Here is a 21,725-nt window from a genome sequence, read left to right as displayed (position 1 = left end):
CCCCTTGTCCCCACTCCTTACTCCCCCACAAATTTTAGCCGTAGCTGGTTAGATTCCGAATCATATAGCCAATAACTAACCCAATCAACAGTGCCCACACTTGACCTGTTTGGATAAAGTGGTTAAAAGCTGTTTGGACTTGACCGATCAGATTAGCATCTCTAACGGTTTGAGCTATCGTCGTTGAATATACTGGCATTTGCCATGCTACCTGATACATAGTATCTAAAGCGTTGTTCATAGTGATTAATTAATGGATTATTCCCAGCATTGTTGGTTGTCAGCGTTTGTTTTTGACGCTGACCATTGACCACATACTGAAATTATGTGGATAACTTTAATGTCATAACCTCAAGATGCAGGTGATGTAAATAGGGGAAAGGGTTTTTTTACAGCAAATTGCGTTGTGATTAAATACACGTAGAGACGTAGCACTTGGTAGTCTTGGAGCCGGTTTTGGGTTTTATGCATGTACCTCAACCAGGAGTGAAATTTGCTGTAACAAGGGGAAGAAGTAATTTTCGGTATTTTTCCCAATTTCAAATAATTCCGTCCCTTTCCCCCTATTTTTTACAAATCGACTGGATGCTGCCCATAATAAGGTAAAGCCTCAGACCAATCGGGACGCTTGCCTTGTTGCCAGTCAAGATATGCAAGTTCCAACACGCTGGTTACTGTAGCTGCTAACCCAGATTTGGCTTCGATTAATTGATAAGTTGTATTTGAAGCTAATTTTTCTTGCCACGCTTCTGGTGTAAATACGGTATCAGGCAACAAAGATATTAAACCAGAAGCATCAGGTATCTGTTGATAAATAGCTGCAAAAACTTGACCTCGTTGTGCTGGCATTTGCACAGCAATGATATTGTGGTTTGGGTCTTTGTGTGACCAGGCGATCGCTGCTAATGTAGAAATAGCAAACACCGGAATATTCAACTGTTGTGCTAATGTTCTGGCAGTCACAACCCCGATGCGAGTACCAGTAAATCCACCTGGTCCCTTGGCTACGGCAATAAACGCCAAATCTGCCCAAGTTTGCGGTTTAATAAAATTAATTAAATATTGATGTAACAAGCTAGATACGTTACGTTCTAAATTCCAAACGTCAGAACGTGTATCTCCAGCAAAGTTACTCATTGCCAAACCCAATTCGGGTGTGGTGGTATGTAGCGATAAGCTGTATTTTGTCGGTTGGATTTCTAATTCAGTGGTCAAGCGATTTTAGATTTACGACATTTATTAAAGCATACATAATTCGTAGTGACGCAATTCATTGCGTCATGACAACGCAATGAATTGCGTTACTACGCATTATCAAGTTGGTATTAATTCACCTGGACGCAACTTAGACCATTTACCTGTTTCTTGCTTAAAGCTGAGACAACCGACAACATCCCATTCCATTTCAATATAATCCTGTTTGGGACGGATGTTAACGTTGATAGAGGGTTCATTCGGTTCAAAATCTGGGGTTTGGGTCAAGTGAGGTTGTTCATGCTGCGTTTCTACTGCGTTGTAGGTGATGCAGCTATCTACATAGTGGCAGTTGACACAAATACACATAATAAAACCACGATACAGGGAGCTTTATTGTTAATCTAGCTTAAGCCAAATCGTAATTCATTAGTTGCTGGATTGATTTTTATTACAATGCATGATTTAAATTCTTCTAACGTGTCTTTAGATTATCCTTTTAGTCTGGAATTGTTGCCAAAAAAAGCTTACATGGTAGGTGGTGCTGTGCGCGATGCCTTATTATGTAGAGACGCGAAATTTCGCGTCTCTACACGCAAATATTTGGATCTGGATTTTGTTTTACCATGTGATGCGGTCAAGGTAGCGCGAAAAATTGCGAAGCATTACAAAGCTGGTTTTGTGTTACTCGATCCGCAAAGAGAAATTGCACGTGTGGTGTTTCCCCAAGCTACGGTTGATTTTGCCCAACAATCGGGGGAATCTATAGAAACTGACTTGCATCGAAGAGATTTTACCGTAAATGCCATCGCCTACAATCCGCACACGCAAGAAATCATCGATCCTCTCCAAGGCTATGCTGATTTAGAACGGCGCATGATGAGGATGATATCACCTGCCAATCTTAAAGACGATCCTTTGCGGTTAATGCGAGCTTATCGCCAAGCGGCGCAACTTGGGTTTACTATTGAGACAGATACTCAGACAGCAATTCGCTCTCTAGCTTCACATATAACTGAAGTTGCCGCAGAACGAGTTCGGGTAGAAATCAATTATTTGCTTTTGAGTTCTCACTCTACACCTTGGATTACTCGTGCTTGGGAGGATAATTTACTTGCGCCTTTTTTCCAGTTCGCTACATCAGAAAGTTTTGCTAAACTAACAGCAGTTGACGATTGGGCAGTGAAACTAGGAGAAAATTGGCAGCAATTAGGGGTAAAATTGCAAGAGTATGTCAGAGATTCAGTTAAAACTACTTGGTTGAGTATTGCTAAACTCGCTTGTCTTGTCAACCCAGACCCGGAAGTTGCGGAAATTGAATTACAAAAACTAACTTATAGCCGTGCAGAAATTAAAGGTGTAACCACAGCCCTGAAGCTGTTGCCGCAATTAAAATTATCTCAGATGTCTTTGCGAGAACAGTATTTTTTCTTTCAAGAAGCCGGTTTTGTATTCCCGGCTACAGCAGTTTTGGCTGTGGTACATGATATTTTGGTAGAGGCGATCGCACCCTTGATCGACCGCTACCTGAACCCTGACGATCTGGTTTCTCATCCCACACCCTTATTAAGTGGGAAGGAACTAATTATAGCATTGGAGATTCCAGCTTCGCCACTATTAGGCAAACTATTGATGGAAATCGCTGTAGCACAAGTTGAAGGTAAAATCTCGACCCCAGGAGAAGCGATCGCTTTTGCACGTCAGTTATTTGAGGGTTAACTCCCTACAAGTTGCTATTCTTGCTAAGTACAGCTTTGGGTGAAATCGTAGCCTTTTTTTAACGCAGAGGGACGCTGAGGAAAGCGCAGAGGTACGCAGAGTTTTTTAAGAGGATTTGTTACGAACTTGTGCAATGTTGTACTAAGGAGGAGGAATTTCCAAATCTTTGCAAATCTTAACAGCTAGAATATCAACAATCTCAGTATGTCTGGGAATTGCCGAAGTTCTATTATTTAATGGATTGTAGTAGATGGTATGCTTTCCACCCTCTCGGAGAAACAGACACCCGTTATCTTCCAAATAGCGAATCAGTTCACGTCTTTTCACTACATTTGGACTGTAATTTTTTCACGGATAACATCTTTGTCAGAGAGTTGTTGTTCTGCAAGTTGCCGATTTGATATTAAGATTAGTGCGATCGCTTCCTGTAAACTTTCCCTTGCTTCTTCCAAAGTTTTCTCTTGGACATTAGCACCAGGTAACTCTTGGATGTAGCCAATATACCAATTATCTACTTTTTCAAATACCGCAGTAAAAGAGTTTTCCATCGCTAGATACCTCACAAAAAAAGTTGATGTTTCAAAGAATGTTTTTCAGCCCTAACCTCTAAACATTCCTTAATTGCTTCTTGAATGTTTATAATAGCCTCTTTTTCGGTTTTGCCTTGACTAACACAGCCAGGAATTACTATCCTTCAAGATGAACATCCCATCTTCATCTTGAAGGATAGTAATAAGAAACTTCATCAGCTTGTTTTATTTACTAAATTTTAACATCTTCAAGATTCTTATCATTTAATTCGTCCAATTAATGCAATTTAAGCTACTTGACTTTTAGCTTGGTGTAGTTGTGTGGGAGGTGAGATAAGCGATCGCTTTTGATTTTCGTTATTATTAGCTTTATCTACTAGCCTATTGACAATTTTCTCGGCATAAGCATATAGCTCACTATCATGCTGAAAATTGGTAAGTAGAAAAAAGATGTGCCATTCATCACGACTAATAGCTAAGTATTCCCCTGGTTGATAATTATCTACCCCTGCGAGGATTTTTCGATCCGCATTCCACGGTAATTTAATTTGCAGATAGCGTTGACGAGCGCTGTTAAAACAAACTTTAACTTTTAGTATATGACCGCTATTATTTTTTATCGATGTCTCACTGATATATTCTTTACCATCATTCTGCATTTCGTTCCATAGCTGATAGACATATTTACCAGCTTCGTAAAATGCCACAAACTGTGAGAGATTCATTTTTACACCCTGATTTTATAATTTTTTTAATAGTAGTATTTAAACACTTATTACTGTTATAACTAAATACTTATCAAAATGTAACTTGTTGCAATTACTTAAAATTAGTTATTTGAGCGGTTGTTAATTGTTAACAGCATTTAATACAGTAAATATGGGAGTAAATTAAAGCTGTGCGATCGCCTACAAAATCATAAAAGTTTACAATTTATTCAGTGTGTAAGTTCTAATTTTATAGCGCAGGCGTTCCCGCTTCGGGTTGCCGTAGGCATCGCTTCTGCACATCAGCTACTCTATAGTTAGTATATATATTTTTCTATAGCAGTCCTGAAAACGATTTGCCCCGACAACTCTTACGAAGTCGGGGATGTGAAGAAGGCAGCTACAACTGTATCTAGTGTTATCCGTGTTTCCCCTACTCTGACAACCCCATCAGGGTTAAGTTGCAAAGGAAGAGGTTCGGTTATCAGAGAAAGGGTCATCTTTACTTCCAGTCTTTGATTTTAGGAATAAACCTATATTAGCTTCTGCATTCCAGCCACAACAATTTCTCCAAGATTATCAGACAAAGTGAGCAATGGCTTTTGCAGTCCCCATTGTTTAACTTTACTTGCTGAGAGAGCACCGTGAGCAGTTGCATTCCGCAATGCTTTAGCAAGTCTTGCTGCATCGATCCATGTAGAAATAGAGTTAGATTGAACTATCCAATATTCAATTATCTTGCAATCTCCATTTTCGAGAGTAAGAAAATTAGCAAGCGCACTGTTTTTACCAGACGAAGGTTTTTCCAGCCATTTCTCAAGTTTCACCCGTGTTGAATCTGGTGGAGTTAATGAATTGTAGTTTGGTAAAGTGCATTTATCCGTAAAAAGTTGAATTTGTTCTGGCTTCAGACTTGTTGTCCCAGGTTTTAGTAAGGTCTTTATAATGGTTTCAAATCCACCATAAACCATCACAAGTTGCCATTGTAAACCACGGGCTTTATGTGTATCAGTAAGCTTATCAATTGAGTTATGACCAACGCTAGGTTCGTGCCATTCTAAACCAGATTTAATCAGATAATATCCTTTTGATAGAGATTGAATAACGTTATCGATGTGGTCTGAGTCAGGTGAATGATTTTTGTTGAAATGCAAAAGCTTCTGGTGTATATTTTGGCATTTAGCTGGATCGGATTTCCAAGAATCGTATTCTCCGAAAACTTGCCATATGTTGCGTGAGACATCCTCAAGACGGATAATAAGTTCTGTCATGTTAATGATTCCGAATGATAAGTTGCAAAATAGTAAGTAATTTTGCTGGGTTATGTGAAGCTTAACTTACATTACATCAGCACATAACAGTAACATCTCGGTAATCTACTCATCCGGACAAAACTCAATAATCTTTTGTGTCACGTTTGATAGGTAGAAAATGTGTCTTGTATCATGACAGGTTTATTACTTACTTTTGTTTAGACGTTCCAGTGGAACGTCTCTACGACGGTAGGTAGGTTTTTATTACTGTTAATTAAAGGGACATGATATTACTTACAAAGCTTAAACCGTTACACCTTCCAACTCCTCATCTGTCAACTCATACAACTGACGCAACTTATCTAACTTCTCTGTATCAGCATTCCAAAAACCGCGTCCTGAAGCTTCTAACATTCTGCCGATAATATTGCGGAAAGCTTCTGGATTCGAGTTTCGTAATTTTTCCGCCATCTCTGCATCGAAAGCGTAAGTATCTGCGGCTTGGTCGTATACCCAATCATCCGTAAAATCCGCAGTACCACCCCAACCAATCAAGGCTGTCATGCGTTGGGAGATTTCAAACGCACCACCAGAACCTTGATTTGCCATTGCTTCTGCCCATTTAGGATTTAGCAACTTGCTGCGATACTCCATCCGCAGTAAATCATCGAGATTGCGGGGTGTGGTATCTTTTGAGAAACTTTCCACAAAGCTAGTTGTAACCTTCTTCTTACTTTGTTTTTCTGCTGCCTTTTTCAAACCGCCAGTATTAGCGTAATATTCTTGAATATCAGTCAAACCGTATTCTACCGAATCGATTTCTTGAACAATGCGATCGCTTGTTTTTAACAACTCCATTAATACTTCTGGTCTAGCTTGACCCTTATCCTCTCTACCGTAACTGAAAACATTACGACCTTGCCAAGTATCCCCCAACTCATCACCAGATTCCCAATTACCATCAACAACTCTATCATTTACCAACGAACCAAAATCACCAGCCGGATTAGAAAATAATCTCGCAGAAGCATTTTCTATCCCTTGTGCTTTCAAAACTAAAGCATGTTTTCTAATATAATTCTCGTCTTCAGATTCATCCGCATCAGCCGCTCTTTGAAACAAATCATCCAACAACTCAATAATATTGACAAAACTATCACGAAAAATACCAGATAAATTCGCCAAAACATCAATTCTGGGATGTCCAACCTCAGCCAAAGACATCAATTCATAACGAACAATGCGTCCCGTCCCCTCCTTCACAGGTTCAGCCCCCACCAACTCCAAAAGAATACCTAAAGACTCACCTTTCGTCTTAATTGCATCCAAACCCCATAACATCACCGCCACAGTTTCCGGATATTTATTATATTCTTGTAAATGCTGTGAAATAATTTTTTTACCTATCTCCCTCCCCCTTTCATAAGCACCAGCAGAAGGCATTCTATAAGGATCTAAAGCATGAATATTCCTGCCCGTAGGCAATACACCAGAACCATCTCGCAATAAATCACCACCAGGTGCCGGCATAATATACTCACCATTTAATCCCCGCAAAAGATTCGTCAACTCATCAGTAGATTGCATCAACAAACCTCTTATTTCTTCTTCTTCGCGTTCTTCGCGTCTTCGCGGATCGTTTTCTCCAAAATAAGCCTCCAAATACCCCGCCATTTCCTCCTCGTTTGGCGCTTCTCCCAGCGTATGCAAACCCGAAGAAAAAAGCCGAGATTCTAACACCTGCAAATACTCATACAACTTCACCAAATAATCATTAAAAGCATGACCGCTAAACAGCCGCACATTTTCTGGACTAAACGAAATCCCCAAGCGTTTCGCCTCATCAAACCGACAATCAGCATCTAAACCAGTATCAACAACCTTCTTACAAATCACTTCTTTCAAAGCATAATTCTTTTCCGAATCTTCTCGATACTCAGCAATCAAATCCCGCAAAGACATTAACTCCTTATACAAACCCGCACGTCCATAAGGAGGTACATTGTGAGAAATCAACACACCATAACCGCGACGCTTCGCCAAAATTGATTCAGAAGGATTATTCGCCGCATATATATATAGATTTGGCAAATTTCCTAACAAAATATCCGACCAAGAATAACCCGTATTTCCTAACGGCGATCCCGGCAACCATTCGACAGTGCCATGCATTCCAAAATGCACCACAGCATCAGCTTCAAACTCATTTTGTAGCCATTTATAAAAAGCAGCATATTGAGGATGCGGCGTTAAATCTCGCTCAAACATCAACCGCATCGGATCACCTTGTATACCTAAAGGTGGTTGTACACCAATCCAAATATTTCCTAACTCAATCCCGCCAATATGAAACTCATCACCGTGAGTTTTAATCCCCGTACCCGTAAGAGATTTCCATTGTTTTTCGATGCGAGATGTGCGAAGATATCCCAACCATTTTTCGAGAGTTTTGGCGTTGACAGTATTAACCGCAGATGAACGCGAATGAACGCTGATATCCATCTGCGTTAATCTGCGTTTATCTGCGGTTCCTATCTCTTCGTCTGCGTCTTTCACCTGACGAATCAATTCTTCTCCATCTTCAGGCAAATTGCCCACAGCATAACCTTGATTTTGCAGTGCGTGGAGAAAATTGAGAAGCGATCGCGGTACATTTAATAATGCAGCTGTTCCTGTTGCACCGTACCCAGGTGGAAACCCATACAAAATAATCGCTATCTTCCTCTGTGATGCAGGTTTTTGTCGCAAAGCAACCCAACTTTTCACCCTGCCAATCAATCTCTGCACTCGTTCGGGAACTAGATAAATTTGTTCTCCCACCAACCCACCAAGGGGAATTGTATCAATAGCGCCATCTAATTCTGGCAATGCATATAATACGACACTTTGCAAGCCTCCGATACCTTGGCGTGTCCAAGAGTGAATATCTTGAATCAGTAGTGGTGCAGCGACAATGTAAGGTACATTCTTGGCAGTAAGAATACGTTTTGCTACTTCTACCTGCCGTCCAGCCTCCATTGAACCGGCAGGACCACCCACTAAAGGAAAGCCAATTGTAGATACGATCGCATCCACTTTTACTGCTTCGTTGGAGAGTGAAGGAGTTTCAATATTACCATTATTTCGTTGCTGCGTTTCATAGTCGCTGGTCATCCAATCTCGCACGGCAACATGTCCTTCAACACCATTAAGAAAAATGGGTAAAGGTATCAAACCAGCTTCTTCAAAACTGCGAATTAATTGCGGAATATAAGGTTGTTTCGTAATAACGTGTTTGCGATAAAGTAAAATTCCTATTATAGGGGAGTAGAGAGTAGAAAGTGGGGAGTGGGGAGTTGGGAGTGGGGAGTGGGGAGTTGAAAGTGGCGAGTGGGAAAATTTCCCCATTCCCCATTCCCCATTCCCCATTCCCCTCTTCTCATACCACTTTAAATACTCGCGAGGAGATTCAAAAAACCCTTGATAATCGGGATGAAGCAATCCCATATTCGGAGTTTCGATAACCAGAGGAATTTCACCTATTTTTAAATCTAAATATTTTTCTGCTAATATCCAAAATAATGCGGCTACATTTTCTGCACCACCAGCATTCCAATAACCATAAATAATTAACCAGTTGCGTAAGTCTTGCACTTTTTGCACTGGCACAAATTTGAGAAGTTTGGGACCAATTTTTAAGAAGCTGATATAACCTGCAAGTTTATCTTCTTCTCGTCCGTTGCTAAATTTATCAAGGATGAATTTAACTGGTTTGGGCATTCCTTTGGGTTTATCACCAATGGCAAAATCACCCAATTTAGTTAAACTCATCAATTCTAAAGCTGACTCGAACACCAAACGGATGGGAATTTGGGCAACGCGATCGCGTAACCATAAAACTTGGTCATAATCAAATAGTAAGCTGCCAAAAAACACATCTGCATCTTGGAGTGCTGCTTCCACCTCGGTGCGCTTGGTGGTAATATCGCGATCGCTAAACACGCGGATATCTAACTCTGCACAGCGCAAGTTAGCCTTTGAAGCTGCTTTTTTATACAAGTCAGCGTTAAACGATTCAAATCCAGCAATCAAGACGATGCGTTTCATGCTCTAAGTGGTAAACACTCCATCTTAATTTTAAGCCCTCAGGCTGGAAGCCGCTGGCTCACGTACAAATAACACCTAAGTGGGCTAATTAGAACATGGGAGCGCAATTTACACGTATTGTAGAGAGGTTCCGTCCGGAACGTCTCTGGGTGACGGTAGGTAGGTTTTTATTATCGTTAATGAGTGGGGACATATAGATTAAACAGTGTCTTTTGAATCAACTTCTGTTAACTGCAATGACTTTTCAAATTCCAAGCGTTGCTGTACGTTATGTAAGAAGTAACCATTAAGCATGGCAGAGCCTAACAACATACCTAAGTGTTGGCGACTGGTAGTAATTTCAACGTCGAAGTCTTCTGAAGGCAAGTTACCCAACATACTTACAACAGTGCGTTCGATTGCCTGAAGTACTTCTGGTGAAGTTGGTTTGGATAGTTGAGCAACCATTTCTGGATTTAGCGATTTAATGTATTGCCACAAGTTGTTGTTAATTGCTTCCGAACCAAAGTTTTCTGGATTGCGATTAGAAAGATTGTTCATAGTAATAATTTAGCAGTATTTTATCAACTTGTATCTACTATAGCAATCTTTTTTTATTAGCGATGTCAGCTTAACCGAACCTAATTTAGGGCGGTTTATTCGACTTATATGTTTGAAACTTCAAGTTGTTGCTTTTCGGTTAAACACATAGCAATGCCCTTTTCATAGTATGCCGCTTCGTTGATAAAAATTGGATAAACGGTTGATGTTCCATCAAAGGCGATCGCTTGACCATCAAAGGTGAGAAAAATCGGCTCGCCGGGATGAAGAGGTTGATAATCTTTAAACTGAAGTTGCGGGTGAATCATCGCTTTAATTTCCCCATGCTCGTTTCTCGGAAAATCAATCGCTCCCATATGTCGATAAAGTGTCAGCGGGCTATTTTTCTTTTCAATTGTATCTTGGTTGCTTCTTTCTAGATAATCCAAAACTGCGTAAACAAGTTCCTCTGTTTTTTGAAATAATTCTGCATTCAAAACAGCTTGAGCCACAGGACCTACTTCAATCGCAAAACCAAAATCACAGAGAGAACGAAGTAAATTACTTTCTTTTTCAAATTGCGTATAACAAACTTTTACCTCTGGATTAATTGAAGTCAAATAAGCAGCCAATTGCAGAGTAAATGGATGCAGTTCACCTAAAAGGATACTCAACCCCATATTTGCAGTTGTACTGTGCAAATCTATAATTACATCTACCTGAGAGTTACCTTTGGGACCGAGCATTTTTTCAATAACTTTTGCCCGCATTTCTTCATAACCAGTAAGTGTTGAATTCTGCAAATCTTGACTGAAAAAGCTGCGATTTAAATCTTGATGAATATATCGTCTGCTTTCTTTAAAAGCTTGGGGATTTCCCAATAATGTTAGAGTTTCAAAACTAGGGCGCTTAACTAAGTTTAAGTCCTGCTCAAACTTCTTGAGCAGGTACACTCCTGTGAACTCATTTCCGTGTGTTCCGCCAATAATTGCTACTCGATTAATTTTATTCATACTGTTGCAAAAAAAAGCTGATTGCTTGTCTTTCCCATAACAATAGATAAAAATGATACTAAATGTCCAATATTTTGTTTATTAATAAATTATATTTACAAGATAGGGGATTGGGCAATGGGCAATGGGGAAGAAAAATATAATACAATACCGTTGGTGTTAAGCCCCAGATCCTCGTAGAGACCTAAGCTAGCTACGTCTCTACATATATGCCATTTTTTACCACCAATTTCTTAACTGAACTGCATTGAAATATAATACACGTATTTAAACAACTCTTCTTACAAACCTCAACGGGACGATACAGTCCACCGCTCAAGGTTGGGGCTTTATTTCCATACATGAGTCCCTTTTCCCCTCAACAAAATTGTTCTATGCCCACAAGTCTGACTTTTATCCCATTAGATAGAAGATTAAATTAATTAGAAAAGTTAAGTTAATAACAAAAGTACTTACCTAACATTAAATCACGATAAAACAGCTTTGGCTGTGAATTTGTGTTTTCACTTTTGGTTAATTAAATTAATAGTTTAACAGTTGAAGAATCAAATTTGGGAATTTTGCGATCATGAGCAAAGCTGAAGAAACTAAGGATAATACGGGTTCCAAACGGGGATTTGGAGATTTGGGAGTATTGATTGCTTTATCACTTTTAGCAGCAATGTTTCGGGGATGCAATTTTAGTCAACCGGAAGCAACTCCGGCTTCAAAATTGGTTAATACATCGGAAATTACTCATAACGCAAACGAATTTATGTATAGGACTGTGACTATTAGGAGTAAAGCGCTTGATCAAATCGGTCGGAGTTCTTTCACAGTTAAAGATAAGCAATTATTCGACAGTGAACCGATTGTAGTTATTAATGCTTCGGGTGTGCCTTTCAATCTACCCGCAGATAGAGATATTGAAGTTCAAGTTACAGGTCCAGTTCGCAGATTGAATATTCCCAAAATTGAGCAGGAGTATAATTTGAATCTGCAAGATAAATACTATAAAAAGTATATCAATAAACCTGCGGTTATTGCTCAGGATATCAAAATAGCACCGCAGCAAAATAAAATTACTCAACGTCTTCGACAATAACTTTAAGCAAGAGTTGAAAGGCAACAGATAACGCGAAAATTGAGGCACTAATGGCGATCGCTATCAAAATTGCAAACAGCAATGGATTATAAATGGTGTCTGCTTCCATCGGCATGTCCACGATGCCAATAGCTATCAGGATACCGCCCATTTCGGCGACTCGCGAAGAAAAGTGCTCCTGGGGAGGCAATAAGCGCAGGTAATATTGACAACAACACCGTCAGCATGTCATATGTTATTGGTATCGGTAGACTGAATGCCGACATAGCGACAAAGTGCATCGACCAAATGCCAATGCCCATAACAAATGCCGCACCAATCAACCAAGCTGTTTTTGCCCGTTCAGCCAAATCCAAAGCAGTATATCAAGTTAGGACAGCGATCGCTATCGAAAGCGATATTAGACGCAGGTGGTCGTAGCTGCTATTTTCTAGGCACATTTGCCGTCAGTATTAAGTTCACCTCAATTAAATAATTTTATCAAGTTCGATTTGACTTTTTTTGACTGATTTTTGAACTTTTTTTAGTAATCAGCAACCCAAACTTGCAGAAGTTTTATTATATGTTGTCAATTAAAAAAAATCTGAAACTTTGGACAGAGAAAATAGAGAAATTTATCTATTCTTTAGAAGGGTGATATGAGTGTTTTATTATATTTATCTACTGGTATAGTATAATAATTAAAGCAAAAATGTCAGGCGATAAGTTTGATAAATATAGGCAAAAGAAAATCAAGTAAAAATCTTATCAGACCTGAAGTATAAAGTACAGATTGTATCAATTTAAACAATATTATGTAATGTTCAGCAAACCGGAGTTAAGAAAAACTAATGACACAAAAATTTTTGAGCGATCGTTATCGGATTATCAGCATACTTGGATCTGGTGGATTTTGCGAAACATATTTAGCCGAAGATACGCAAATGCCTTCGGGAAGAACTTGTGTAATTAAACAACTCAAACCAGTTGCGAACAACCCTGATATTCACCAGTTAGTGCAAAGACGATTTCAAAGAGAGGCTGCTATTTTAGAAGAATTGGGAGGAGTAAGCCAGCAAATTCCCACGCTGTACGCATACTTTCAAAACGACGATCAATTTTACTTAGTACAAGAATGGGTTAGCGGACAAACTCTGAGTCAAAAAGTCAAAGAAAGTGGGTGTCTGAAAGAAAGTGAGGTACGCTCGATTTTAATCAGTCTGTTAGAAGTGCTGGAATATGTGCATAGCAAAGGCATTATCCATCGCGATATTAAGCCAGACAATATTATTCTACGCTCTGGTGATAACAAACCAGTTTTAATTGATTTTGGTGCTGTGCGAGAAACGATGGCAACAACGGTAAATTCCGAAGGTAATATTAGCAGTTCCATCGTCATCGGTACAGCAGGGTTTATGCCAAATGAACAAGCAGCAGGACGTCCGGTTTTTGCTAGTGACTTATATAGCTTGGGACTAACAGGTATATATTTACTGACGGGAAAAATGCCAGAAGAATTGGCAACAGACTCGTACACTACTGAGAATATTTGGGATCGGGAAATTGTCAGTCCAAATTTGGCAGCGGTATTAGATAAAGCAATTCGGTTTGATGTTAGGGAACGCTTTTGGAGTGCAAAAGCAATGCTGAATGCTTTGCAGAATATGACAAATTACCTTCCACAAAAAACACCTAATTTTTTTGAACATTCGGAAAGTATTCCTGTTACTTCCGAGTCTGTGGTTAAAAGCAGTAAACAAAACGCTATTTTATTCAAGAGGATTTTAATTGCAGGTGGAGTAATGGGTGCATCTGTAATTATTGGTCTTTTGTTGACAAATTATCCGGAATCAGGGATATATAAACCAGTTACATCTTCGCTATTGACAAAACCAAAAGTTGGCGAAACTTCATCATTTCCATCAGCGAATAGAAGTTCTCAAATACCGTCATCGGAATCAGCAATTATTAACACCGCTAATCTGCCTAATTATTTTCATTTCATTGCAGATTCTAGCTTCCCAAATCTGCAAACTGCGGTTCAGCAAATTAAGACTTTACAAATGGGAGGTTATGGTCAGCCAGGAGTGTTTTGGATACCAGATTATCCAAATCTATCAGATCAACGTTCATTTGTAGTTTATGCAGCCACATTTAGCGATCGCTCCAGTTGCCTCAACTTCCTGAAAGATTATGGAAAAGCCAATCCTGGAGCGTATTGTGCCTTCGCTAGCAAAGATCCACATGCACCATCTGATAAAATATATTTCCAGCAATTACAGTAAAGCAATCAGTATCAACCACTTACAGCAGATTTCACTCCTTAGGAAGTAAATGTATCAAACCCAAAACCATGTAGAGACTATTCTGTGCTACGTCTCTACATGTATTCGATTAAATCGATAGGATGCCATATGTTCAACAAAGCGGTCGATATTTACCAATAGTGACGAGAAGTTCTACTAATGGTGTTCTAGAAAAAGACTTGGTTGCTTGTTGTATTTTTACTGGCATTAGTATGTGCGATCGCTTTTCAAATCATCCACATATCCCCGACTAATGTAGCGTATTGGGGTGGCGATCGCTCGTGGTCAAAGACAAAAGTTATTTAAGCTTCAATCGGTGCCGATATAGCAATTCTCTACACAGTATCATCCTGCCTCCATTGCTAATATACTTTTTGGATTGCTCTACTTATGACCGAAGAGGGTATTGAGCTAGAGGGAGTCAAAGAAAGTTTCACCAAGAGATTTCATGAGATTATTCTTTACCCAGAGTGATAGAAGAGCGTTAAGGGAATCTTCTTGACATCTCCCCCGATTGAAAATCGGGGGATTCTAAACTGATGTTGCTACGGGGTCTAAAAGACCCACTCCGCAACGTTTGCGATATGATTTATTTAATCTCGTAAACAAATCAATTCGTTGTGGCACTGTCAAAGATGCCCTACCCACCTTGGCTAGGTTTAATCCTAGCTGTGTGGCTACTTTTCTCATTATGTTGGCGCTTCCATTACAATCTGCATTGATAATGAAGCCATCACGACTTTTGTATAAACCGCGCTCTATCCGGTTCCCTGAAGCTTTCCACCCCTCTGGCTTTTCGCCATGTTTGGGCAGGGAGTCGCAATCAAGAAACGATGCTTTAGAAGTATAAGCCTCCTCAGTTATTGTTAAAGTAATTCCGTACTCTGGACAAAGTTGTTTCAGTCTATCTATTAATCGCTTAGTGGGTATAACAACAAAATTTTGATTATTGCGTTTGCCCATATTGGAATTTTGCTTTTGCCCAACATTCCAACCAATGACAATGTTGCCTACTTTATCGTTAAGGCATTGATTAATGATAAATCTAGCCGCTTTGTTAACGCCGTCACGCATCTGGTTATTCCGTTTGCGTTGAACCCTATCAAGGTTGGAATCCCAATAAAAGTCTGATTTTCCTTGCTTATATTTAGCGACTAAACGTGAATAACTTTGATTCAATGATCTAAGTTTGCGACCATCAATAATCAAGCTTTTACCACGAGTCGAGACACCTGTTAGCCAATTAGATCCGCCGTGGTCAAAACTCCATGCTTGCGTGTAATCTAATTGAGGATTATTTTTTATTGGACATGAGCCGTCATCAATTACCCAATCAATCCATAATTGACCAAAGTTTGGGCGTATCGTTACTTCTCTCACCCAGCCAGAATCGATAAACTCTGGGAGATATAATTTAATCTCAGTCAGTAATTCTGGTTTGCTTTCTTTGCTGATTGAAGGCTTGAAATATCCCTCGTTAAAGCTTAGAGCCTGACGTGGAAATGTGACCGCAGCTAGACCTCCCTTCTTACGATATTTTGGTAAAGATGGTTTATCCACCTCACCGTTGTAGTAAGCTTTTACCAGTCCGTTATAAGCTGTAATCGACTCGCCAACAGATTTTAACGTTTGCTGTGCAGACTGTGCAGCCATTGCTTTGTAATGCACATTCTGCTTAAGAATTAAATCTAGCTCTGGGTAAGTTGTGCTGCATCTATAAGTTTTCCAGCCACTACGCAATTCATCGCCACGCCAATAAGTAGTAAAAGCATTACCGTTTTCTTGTAACTTGGCGTAATGAATTTTCTTGGTTTCATACAATGCACAATTTATCAAGCTATTAGCATTCTCGCACTGATTCAACCAAAACGCTGTTTCTTCATCACTGAATTTAGCTCTAATTGAACAGGTTTTATACACTTGTTTTTACTTCCTGTATCCTTTACTATAAATGTTGTCAGAGTATAAGTCAACAACATTTAATTAGTGGCTAAACTATCACCGTCAGACTACGAATACAGGCGCACAAGCGGCTCAGTTTCATCTCTGAACTACCACTTTGTATTTGTCCCTAAACGGCGAAAAGCCGTGCTAATAAAAGAAGTTGCACAGCGTTTGCAAGAAATTATATTAGAGTTAGTGGTTGAGCATGGGTGGAGACTTATCGCCTTAGAAATAATGCCTGACCATGTTCACTGTTTTTTAAATGTCCCGACACATGAATCCCCTGCTGATGTGGCAAGATGGATTAAGGGAAGGGCATCTCATCACCTCAGACGCGATTTTCCGCACCTAAAGAAACTTCCTTCTCTTTGGAGTCCTAGTTATTTCGTTGCTTCAACTGGTGCGGCGAGTACAGAAGTTGTAAGAAAATATATTGAGAATCAAAAAAGTAATTAAAATTAGAATGCCTGATAAATCAGGCAGCTAGCTTTCATCCCCCGGCTAAAAGCACAGATGTGTCATCAGTAGTCAGACACATCTTCGTATTTTCTCAGCGTGGGTCTGATAGAGAAATGGTATGAGTCAAAATAAACATATATAGTTTGCACCTTAATAGATATGAAAGACGAAAATTTCAATCAGAAAAAGGGTAAATCTCTCCCCCCGAAGCTGATTATTAAGCTGGGAAAGTTTGTCTGGACGACTCTTTGGCATATGATGATGTCGAAACTCGCACCACGCAATCAGTCGGGAGAGTATATTCGTCCGAAGAGCGAGTTTAGAAATTTTGTTGGCAAAGAAGACGGAAATTTGTACCAACCAGCAACAGGACGCTATCACCTTTATGTTGGCATGAGTTGCCCTTGGGCGCATCGAACTTTGGTAGTGCGATCGCTTAAGGGACTTGAAGAGGTAATATCAGTATCTATCGTCTTTCCTTCACCAATCGAAGGTGGTTGGGTGTTTAACGAAGAAGAACAAAATTGTCGCACACTAGCTCAATTATATCAGCTAGGGGCACCAAATTACAGCGGACGCTCTACAGTTCCGGTGTTGTGGGACAAAGAAACGAAAACTATCGTTAACAATGAGAGTGCAGAGATTATTGTCATGCTGAACTCTGAATTTAACGACTTTGCTAAAAATCCCACACTAAATCTTTACCCTGAGGAATTAAAAGAAAAAATTGACTGGTGGAATGAGAAAATTTATCACTCAGTCAACAACGGGGTATACCGTTGCGGTTTTGCCCAAACTCAAGAAGCTTACAATCTAGTTTGTGATGAATTGTTCGCCACTTTGGATGAAATTGACGCAGCACTTTCAACAAGTCGATATCTTTGCGGCGATCGTGTCACGTTAGCGGATGTTCGTTTATTTACAACATTATTCCGCTTTGATAGTGCGTATTACGGTTTGTTTAAGTGTAATCGCCGACGAATTCAAGATTATCATAATTTGGGAGGTTATTTACGTGATATGTATCAGCTTCCCCGTGTGGCTGACACCTGCGATGTGGAAAGTGTGAAGCAAGATTATTATGGCAACCTATTTCCGCTCAATCCTGGTAGTATTATTCCTGCAGGTCCTGATATGTCGTCTCTGCTGGAAGCACATAATCGCGGTCAGAAAGTCCCGAATTAGCGATCGCACGGGTACGTAGACGAGTAGAAAATGCCCATCGCAACATCCCAGAAGATACTATAGCGGGCTGCACTTGGATGCAATACAAACAGAACCTCATACCATTTTACTTTCTCTTTGACACAAATAGACCGCAGCAATGCTTGGGGCACGAATTCCAGGGGAAAAGAGAATGATTTGGGTAACACATGAATGTGAAATGCTATCACCCCCTTCCCCTCTCCTTATTTTTGTAGTTAGCGATCGAAAGAGAAAATTTCTCCCACACATTGTCCTGCTTTTGTCAAGTATCCACATATCACCTTGTTGTACAATCCTTTTCCTGAATTATTTACAGCAATCTTAAGAAAGATGTGACTAATGCATACATAACAGCTTGCGAGGAGGGGAAAAATATGAGGGTGAGATTCTACTAGACAACCTATTTGAAAATTAAATATGCATTGTCCACAACCCTTGATTAGACGATTCTGTGCTACGTCTCTACATTAGACATCTCCAGAAAACAATGTAGAGACGTGAAATTTCACGTCTCTACAAAGGTTTCGGGTAACGCATAATTAATTTCTGGAGATGTCTATTAGACAAACGTCGTGCAAAAGAATGTAGAGACGCAAAATTTTGCGTCTCTACAAGGATTCTGGTTAACGCATAATTAATTTTTGGAGATGTCTATTGTTTTCCACGACGTTTGTTTACTGTGAATAAGCTTCCATTGGTAGACAAGAGCAAACAAAATTCCTGTCACCATAGGCATTATCAATTCTACCTACAGACACCCAGAATTTATGTTCACGAGTCCAGGGTGCAGGATATGCAGCTTGTTCACGAGAATAAGGATGATTCCATTCACCGGTGATGAGGTTTTCGGCAGTGTGCGGTGCATTCTTCAAGACATTATCTTGAGCATCCACCTTGCCTGATTCGATTTCGGCGATTTCTTGACGAATTGCAATCATCGCATCACAGAAACGATCTAACTCTTGTTTCGATTCGCTTTCGGTGGGTTCCACCATGATTGTACCAGCTACGGGCCAAGAGACGGTTGGTGCATGGAAACCGTAATCCATCAGACGCTTGGCTACATCATCAATGTCGATATTCGCAGATTTTTTCAGCGATCGCAAGTCTAAAATGCACTCATGAGCAACTAAAGCATTTTTCCCTTTATACAAAACAGGATAATACTGCTCAAGTTTCTTAGCCATGTAATTCGCATTCAAAATCGCTACCTTGGTTGCATCCGTCAAACCATCAGCACCCATCATCGCGATGTACATCCAAGATATCACCAAAATGCTCGCGCTACCCCAAGGTGCAGCTGCGATCGCACCAATAGATTTGGGATTATTTTCGTGCATTTCCACCACAACATGTCCCGGTAAAAACGGCACCAAATGCTGTGCAACACCAATTGGTCCCATACCCGGACCACCACCACCGTGAGGAATGCAGAAGGTTTTGTGCAAGTTCAGGTGACAAACATCTGCACCAAAATCTCCCGGACGACAAAGACCAACTTGAGCATTCATATTTGCCCCATCCATGTAAACTTGTCCACCGTGAGAGTGAACAACAGCGCAGATTTCTTGAATTTGCTCCTCGAATACACCATGAGTTGAGGGATATGTCACCATTAAAGCAGCAAGTTGGTTGCTATGCTTTTCTGCCTTTGCCTTCAAGTCGTTTAAATCAACATTCCCGTCTAAGTCACAAGCAACTGGTACTACATTCATCCCGCACATCACCGCACTTGCTGGATTTGTTCCGTGTGCTGATGTGGGAATTAAGCAGACGTTGCGGTGTTGTTCGTTGCGACTTTCGTGATATTCACAAATCACCAAAAGTCCCGTATATTCACCTTGAGAACCGGCGTTTGGTTGGAGAGAAATTCCCGCAAAACCAGTGATTTCAGCTAACCATTCTTCAAGTTGCTGAAAGAGAATTTGATAACCTTGAGTTTGCGACTTTGGGGCAAACGGATGAATATTCCCAAATTCTGCCCAAGTTACAGGTATCATTTCCGATGTTGCATTCAACTTCATCGTACACGACCCTAGGGGAATCATCGATGTAGTTAAAGACAAATCTTTACTTTCTAACTTGTGCAGATAGCGCAACAACTCTGTTTCTGAATGATAGGAGTTGAAGACAGGATGAGTCAGGTAGCTGGTTTTGCGGTTAAAGGGTTCATCTTTCAAGCCTGATTTCTGAATTATCCATTTCAACTCTTGCACATTCAAAAGAAATGGTAGCTCGTCTGTACCCGCAAAAAGCCGACATATATCTTTTACATCATCAACAGTGGTAGTCTCGTCTAGTGAAATACCAACAGCAGTTTCATCAAAAATCCGTAAGTTAATTTTACGTGCTTCAGCAGCTTCTAAAATTTCTTGCAGAGGTTTGGTTCCCAATTCCACCCGCAGAGTATCAAAGAAAGGTTCGGAACTGATGCTGTAACCGAGACGCTTCAGCCATTCTGATGTAATCAAGGTCAGATGATGTATCCTTTGGGCGATCGCCTTGATTCCAGCAGAACCATGATACACCGCGTACATACCCGCCATCACCGCCAGCAGTACTTGGGCTGTACAAATATTACTAGTTGCTTTATCGCGCCGAATGTGCTGTTCGCGGGTTTGTAAAGCTAGACGCAATGCTACTTTACCTTGAGAATCTTTTGATACACCGACAATTCGCCCTGGAACTTGTCGCTTATACTCTTCTTTGGTGGCGAAGTATGCCGCATGAGGTCCCCCAAACCCCAAGGGAATACCAAAGCGCTGGGTGCTTCCTACAGCAATATCAGCGCCAAATTCGCCAGGGGGTGTTAACAAAGTTAAGCTTAATGGATCTGCGGCTACCGTTACCAATGCACCCTCAGCATGGGCTTTTTCGATAAAAGCGCGGTAGTCGTAGATTGTGCCATCACTGGCAGGATATTGGAGAATTGCCCCAAAAAGCGGTTGTGCGAAATCAAAGTTTTGATGATCGCCAACTATGATATTAATTCCTAAAGGTTTCGCCCGTGTCTGCAACACGTCGATAGTTTGCGGATGACAGTCTTGAGATACAAAGTAGGTATTTGCCTTATTTTTGCAAACACCATAACTCATACTCATTGCTTCTGCTGCTGCGGTTGCTTCATCAAGCAAGGAAGCGTTAGCAATTTCCAAACCTGTCAAATCGATAATCATGGTTTGAAAATTCAGCAGCGCTTCGAGTCGTCCTTGGGCAATTTCGGGCTGATAGGGAGTGTAAGCTGTATACCATCCGGGGTTTTCTAGAATATTGCGTTGTATTACAGGCGGGGTGATACAGTCAGAATATCCCATGCCAATGAATGAGCGGTAAACTTCATTCTTGACAGCGATTTGTTTTAACTTTGCCAGTGCTGCATATTCACTTAATGCTTCTGGCAATTGTAAAGATTCTTTAAATCGAATTGCTTGGGGTACTGTTTTATCGATGAGTGCATCGAGGTTGGAAATCCCCAATAATTCAAGCATTTGTTGGATGTCATCGGAATTGGGTCCAATGTGACGTCCTGTAAACTCACTTGACTTTTGACTTGTTTGACCCAGCATCGGCTCATGGCTTGACTGAGGACGAGAAGCATAAATTACCACAAAGTCTTCTCCAGACGCGACTATTTCATATTTTGCAACAAGTATATTTATGGCGTCGGAATTTGCTTACGAGTTTATCTAAATTTCATGATTTATCTCCGGATGAGGGGAGGGGAGG

General features: G+C 40.3%; 21 protein-coding genes. 7 read left to right on the top strand and 14 right to left on the bottom strand.

Features of this window, described 5'->3' with window-relative positions:
* Nucleotides 1-34: 34 nt before the first annotated feature.
* The 3 genes from OGM63_RS07615 to OGM63_RS07605 form a co-directional block, all read right to left on the bottom strand.
* Nucleotides 35-241, bottom strand: coding sequence for a hypothetical protein (locus OGM63_RS07615; protein WP_263744907.1), 207 nt, complete (start codon nt 239-241; stop codon nt 35-37).
* Between the two features lie 329 nt (nt 242-570).
* Nucleotides 571-1,215, bottom strand: coding sequence for a tRNA (adenosine(37)-N6)-threonylcarbamoyltransferase complex dimerization subunit type 1 TsaB (gene tsaB / locus OGM63_RS07610; RefSeq protein WP_263744906.1), 645 nt, complete (start codon nt 1,213-1,215; stop codon nt 571-573).
* Nucleotides 1,216-1,314: 99 nt separating this feature from the next.
* Entirely contained in the window at nt 1,315-1,563 is a 249-nt protein-coding gene (locus tag OGM63_RS07605) for a Ycf34 family protein (RefSeq protein WP_263744905.1), read from the bottom strand.
* Nucleotides 1,564-1,650: 87 nt separating this feature from the next.
* Here OGM63_RS07605 and OGM63_RS07600 point away from each other — a divergent pair, with 87 nt between their 5' ends.
* Nucleotides 1,651-2,913: a tRNA nucleotidyltransferase/poly(A) polymerase-related protein gene (locus tag OGM63_RS07600; protein WP_263744904.1), complete on the top strand. Its 1,263-nt coding sequence runs from the start codon at nt 1,651-1,653 to the stop codon at nt 2,911-2,913.
* A 141-nt stretch (nt 2,914-3,054) separates the two neighbouring features.
* Here the strand turns inward: OGM63_RS07600 and OGM63_RS07595 are convergent, their stop codons facing one another.
* From OGM63_RS07595 to OGM63_RS07565, 7 genes are all read right to left on the bottom strand, one after another.
* Nucleotides 3,055-3,240 (bottom strand): type II toxin-antitoxin system HicA family toxin, encoded by a 186-nt coding sequence (locus tag OGM63_RS07595; protein ID WP_263744902.1) that lies wholly within the window; start codon nt 3,238-3,240, stop codon nt 3,055-3,057.
* Nucleotides 3,240-3,461: a type II toxin-antitoxin system HicB family antitoxin gene (locus tag OGM63_RS07590; RefSeq protein ID WP_263744901.1), complete on the bottom strand. Its 222-nt coding sequence runs from the start codon at nt 3,459-3,461 to the stop codon at nt 3,240-3,242. Before OGM63_RS07590 ends, OGM63_RS07595 begins: the two co-directional genes overlap by 1 nt.
* 269 nt (nt 3,462-3,730) lie before the next feature.
* Nucleotides 3,731-4,168: a hypothetical protein gene (locus OGM63_RS07585; RefSeq protein ID WP_263744900.1), complete on the bottom strand. Its 438-nt coding sequence runs from the start codon at nt 4,166-4,168 to the stop codon at nt 3,731-3,733.
* Between the two features lie 515 nt (nt 4,169-4,683).
* Nucleotides 4,684-5,421 carry a hypothetical protein gene (locus tag OGM63_RS07580; protein WP_263744899.1) on the bottom strand — a complete coding sequence of 246 codons (738 nt, stop codon included), beginning with the start codon at nt 5,419-5,421 and terminating at the stop codon, nt 4,684-4,686.
* Nucleotides 5,422-5,706: 285 nt separating this feature from the next.
* Nucleotides 5,707-9,489 carry a magnesium chelatase subunit H gene (gene bchH, locus OGM63_RS07575; protein ID WP_263744898.1) on the bottom strand — a complete coding sequence of 1,261 codons (3,783 nt, stop codon included), beginning with the start codon at nt 9,487-9,489 and terminating at the stop codon, nt 5,707-5,709.
* Between the two features lie 198 nt (nt 9,490-9,687).
* Entirely contained in the window at nt 9,688-10,029 is a 342-nt protein-coding gene (locus tag OGM63_RS07570) for a DUF760 domain-containing protein (RefSeq protein ID WP_263744897.1), read from the bottom strand.
* A gap of 104 nt (nt 10,030-10,133) precedes the next feature.
* Entirely contained in the window at nt 10,134-11,021 is an 888-nt protein-coding gene (locus OGM63_RS07565; protein ID WP_263744896.1) for an aspartoacylase, read from the bottom strand.
* A gap of 568 nt (nt 11,022-11,589) precedes the next feature.
* On the opposite strand from OGM63_RS07565, the gene OGM63_RS07560 reads away from it, so the two are divergent.
* Entirely contained in the window at nt 11,590-12,105 is a 516-nt protein-coding gene (locus OGM63_RS07560) for a hypothetical protein (protein WP_263744895.1), read from the top strand.
* Here OGM63_RS07560 and OGM63_RS07555 read toward each other — a convergent pair.
* Complete coding sequence (locus OGM63_RS07555) at nt 12,083-12,256, bottom strand: hypothetical protein (protein WP_263744894.1); 174 nt, start codon at nt 12,254-12,256, stop codon at nt 12,083-12,085. The two genes, OGM63_RS07560 and OGM63_RS07555, sit on opposite strands and share 23 nt — an antisense overlap.
* The gene (locus tag OGM63_RS29760) at nt 12,192-12,371 is read right to left on the bottom strand and encodes an MHYT domain-containing protein (RefSeq protein ID WP_375340466.1); all 180 of its coding nucleotides are present in this window, start codon (nt 12,369-12,371) and stop codon (nt 12,192-12,194) included. The genes OGM63_RS07555 and OGM63_RS29760 overlap by 65 nt, the downstream gene beginning before the upstream one ends.
* On the opposite strand from OGM63_RS29760, the gene OGM63_RS07550 reads away from it, so the two are divergent.
* The 3 genes from OGM63_RS07550 (at nt 12,331) to OGM63_RS07540 (ending at nt 14,644) form a co-directional block, all read left to right on the top strand.
* Nucleotides 12,331-12,525 (top strand): hypothetical protein, encoded by a 195-nt coding sequence (locus OGM63_RS07550; protein WP_263744893.1) that lies wholly within the window; start codon nt 12,331-12,333, stop codon nt 12,523-12,525. The two genes, OGM63_RS29760 and OGM63_RS07550, sit on opposite strands and share 41 nt — an antisense overlap.
* 410 nt (nt 12,526-12,935) lie before the next feature.
* Nucleotides 12,936-14,369, top strand: coding sequence for a serine/threonine-protein kinase (locus tag OGM63_RS07545; RefSeq protein WP_263744891.1), 1,434 nt, complete (start codon nt 12,936-12,938; stop codon nt 14,367-14,369).
* Between the two features lie 122 nt (nt 14,370-14,491).
* Complete coding sequence (locus OGM63_RS07540; RefSeq protein ID WP_263744890.1) at nt 14,492-14,644, top strand: hypothetical protein; 153 nt, start codon at nt 14,492-14,494, stop codon at nt 14,642-14,644.
* A 277-nt stretch (nt 14,645-14,921) separates the two neighbouring features.
* On the opposite strand, the gene OGM63_RS07535 is transcribed toward OGM63_RS07540, so the two are convergent.
* Nucleotides 14,922-16,310: an RNA-guided endonuclease InsQ/TnpB family protein gene (locus OGM63_RS07535; protein ID WP_263744889.1), complete on the bottom strand. Its 1,389-nt coding sequence runs from the start codon at nt 16,308-16,310 to the stop codon at nt 14,922-14,924.
* Between the two features lie 66 nt (nt 16,311-16,376).
* Here OGM63_RS07535 and tnpA point away from each other — a divergent pair, with 66 nt between their 5' ends.
* Together tnpA and OGM63_RS07525 are read left to right on the top strand one after the other, a co-directional pair.
* Nucleotides 16,377-16,790 (top strand): IS200/IS605 family transposase, encoded by a 414-nt coding sequence (gene tnpA, locus OGM63_RS07530; protein WP_263744888.1) that lies wholly within the window; start codon nt 16,377-16,379, stop codon nt 16,788-16,790.
* A 162-nt stretch (nt 16,791-16,952) separates the two neighbouring features.
* Nucleotides 16,953-17,978 carry a glutathione S-transferase family protein gene (locus OGM63_RS07525; RefSeq protein ID WP_263744887.1) on the top strand — a complete coding sequence of 342 codons (1,026 nt, stop codon included), beginning with the start codon at nt 16,953-16,955 and terminating at the stop codon, nt 17,976-17,978.
* Nucleotides 17,979-18,673: 695 nt separating this feature from the next.
* On the opposite strand, the gene gcvP is transcribed toward OGM63_RS07525, so the two are convergent.
* Nucleotides 18,674-21,565 carry an aminomethyl-transferring glycine dehydrogenase gene (gene gcvP, locus OGM63_RS07520; protein ID WP_263744908.1) on the bottom strand — a complete coding sequence of 964 codons (2,892 nt, stop codon included), beginning with the start codon at nt 21,563-21,565 and terminating at the stop codon, nt 18,674-18,676.
* Nucleotides 21,566-21,725: the final 160 nt, after the last annotated feature.

Origin of the sequence: Plectonema radiosum NIES-515 (assembly GCF_025753815.1) — a bacterium.
Lineage (GTDB): Bacteria > Cyanobacteriota > Cyanobacteriia > Cyanobacteriales > Nostocaceae > Hassallia > Hassallia radiosum_A.
This window is presented reverse-complemented; position numbering and strand designations above follow the sequence as displayed.

Excerpts from the sequence above, each read along its gene's own strand:
- OGM63_RS07615 (WP_263744907.1), bottom strand. The coding sequence starts at position 241 with ATGAACAACGCTTTAGATACTATGTATCAGGTAGCATGGCAAATGCCA.
- OGM63_RS07605 (WP_263744905.1), bottom strand. The coding sequence starts at position 1,563 with ATGTGTATTTGTGTCAACTGCCACTATGTAGATAGCTGCATCACCTAC.
- OGM63_RS07600 (WP_263744904.1), top strand. The coding sequence starts at position 1,651 with ATGCATGATTTAAATTCTTCTAACGTGTCTTTAGATTATCCTTTTAGT.
- OGM63_RS07590 (WP_263744901.1), bottom strand. The coding sequence starts at position 3,461 with ATGGAAAACTCTTTTACTGCGGTATTTGAAAAAGTAGATAATTGGTAT.
- OGM63_RS07585 (WP_263744900.1), bottom strand. The coding sequence starts at position 4,168 with ATGAATCTCTCACAGTTTGTGGCATTTTACGAAGCTGGTAAATATGTC.
- OGM63_RS07580 (WP_263744899.1), bottom strand. The coding sequence starts at position 5,421 with ATGACAGAACTTATTATCCGTCTTGAGGATGTCTCACGCAACATATGG.
- bchH (WP_263744898.1), bottom strand. The coding sequence starts at position 9,489 with ATGAAACGCATCGTCTTGATTGCTGGATTTGAATCGTTTAACGCTGAC.
- OGM63_RS07570 (WP_263744897.1), bottom strand. The coding sequence starts at position 10,029 with ATGAACAATCTTTCTAATCGCAATCCAGAAAACTTTGGTTCGGAAGCA.
- OGM63_RS07565 (WP_263744896.1), bottom strand. The coding sequence starts at position 11,021 with ATGAATAAAATTAATCGAGTAGCAATTATTGGCGGAACACACGGAAAT.
- OGM63_RS07560 (WP_263744895.1), top strand. The coding sequence starts at position 11,590 with ATGAGCAAAGCTGAAGAAACTAAGGATAATACGGGTTCCAAACGGGGA.
- OGM63_RS07555 (WP_263744894.1), bottom strand. The coding sequence starts at position 12,256 with ATGGGCGGTATCCTGATAGCTATTGGCATCGTGGACATGCCGATGGAA.
- OGM63_RS07550 (WP_263744893.1), top strand. The coding sequence starts at position 12,331 with ATGTCATATGTTATTGGTATCGGTAGACTGAATGCCGACATAGCGACA.
- OGM63_RS29760 (WP_375340466.1), bottom strand. The coding sequence starts at position 12,371 with ATGTCGGCATTCAGTCTACCGATACCAATAACATATGACATGCTGACG.
- OGM63_RS07545 (WP_263744891.1), top strand. The coding sequence starts at position 12,936 with ATGACACAAAAATTTTTGAGCGATCGTTATCGGATTATCAGCATACTT.
- OGM63_RS07540 (WP_263744890.1), top strand. The coding sequence starts at position 14,492 with ATGCCATATGTTCAACAAAGCGGTCGATATTTACCAATAGTGACGAGA.
- OGM63_RS07525 (WP_263744887.1), top strand. The coding sequence starts at position 16,953 with ATGAAAGACGAAAATTTCAATCAGAAAAAGGGTAAATCTCTCCCCCCG.
- gcvP (WP_263744908.1), bottom strand. The coding sequence starts at position 21,565 with ATGCTGGGTCAAACAAGTCAAAAGTCAAGTGAGTTTACAGGACGTCAC.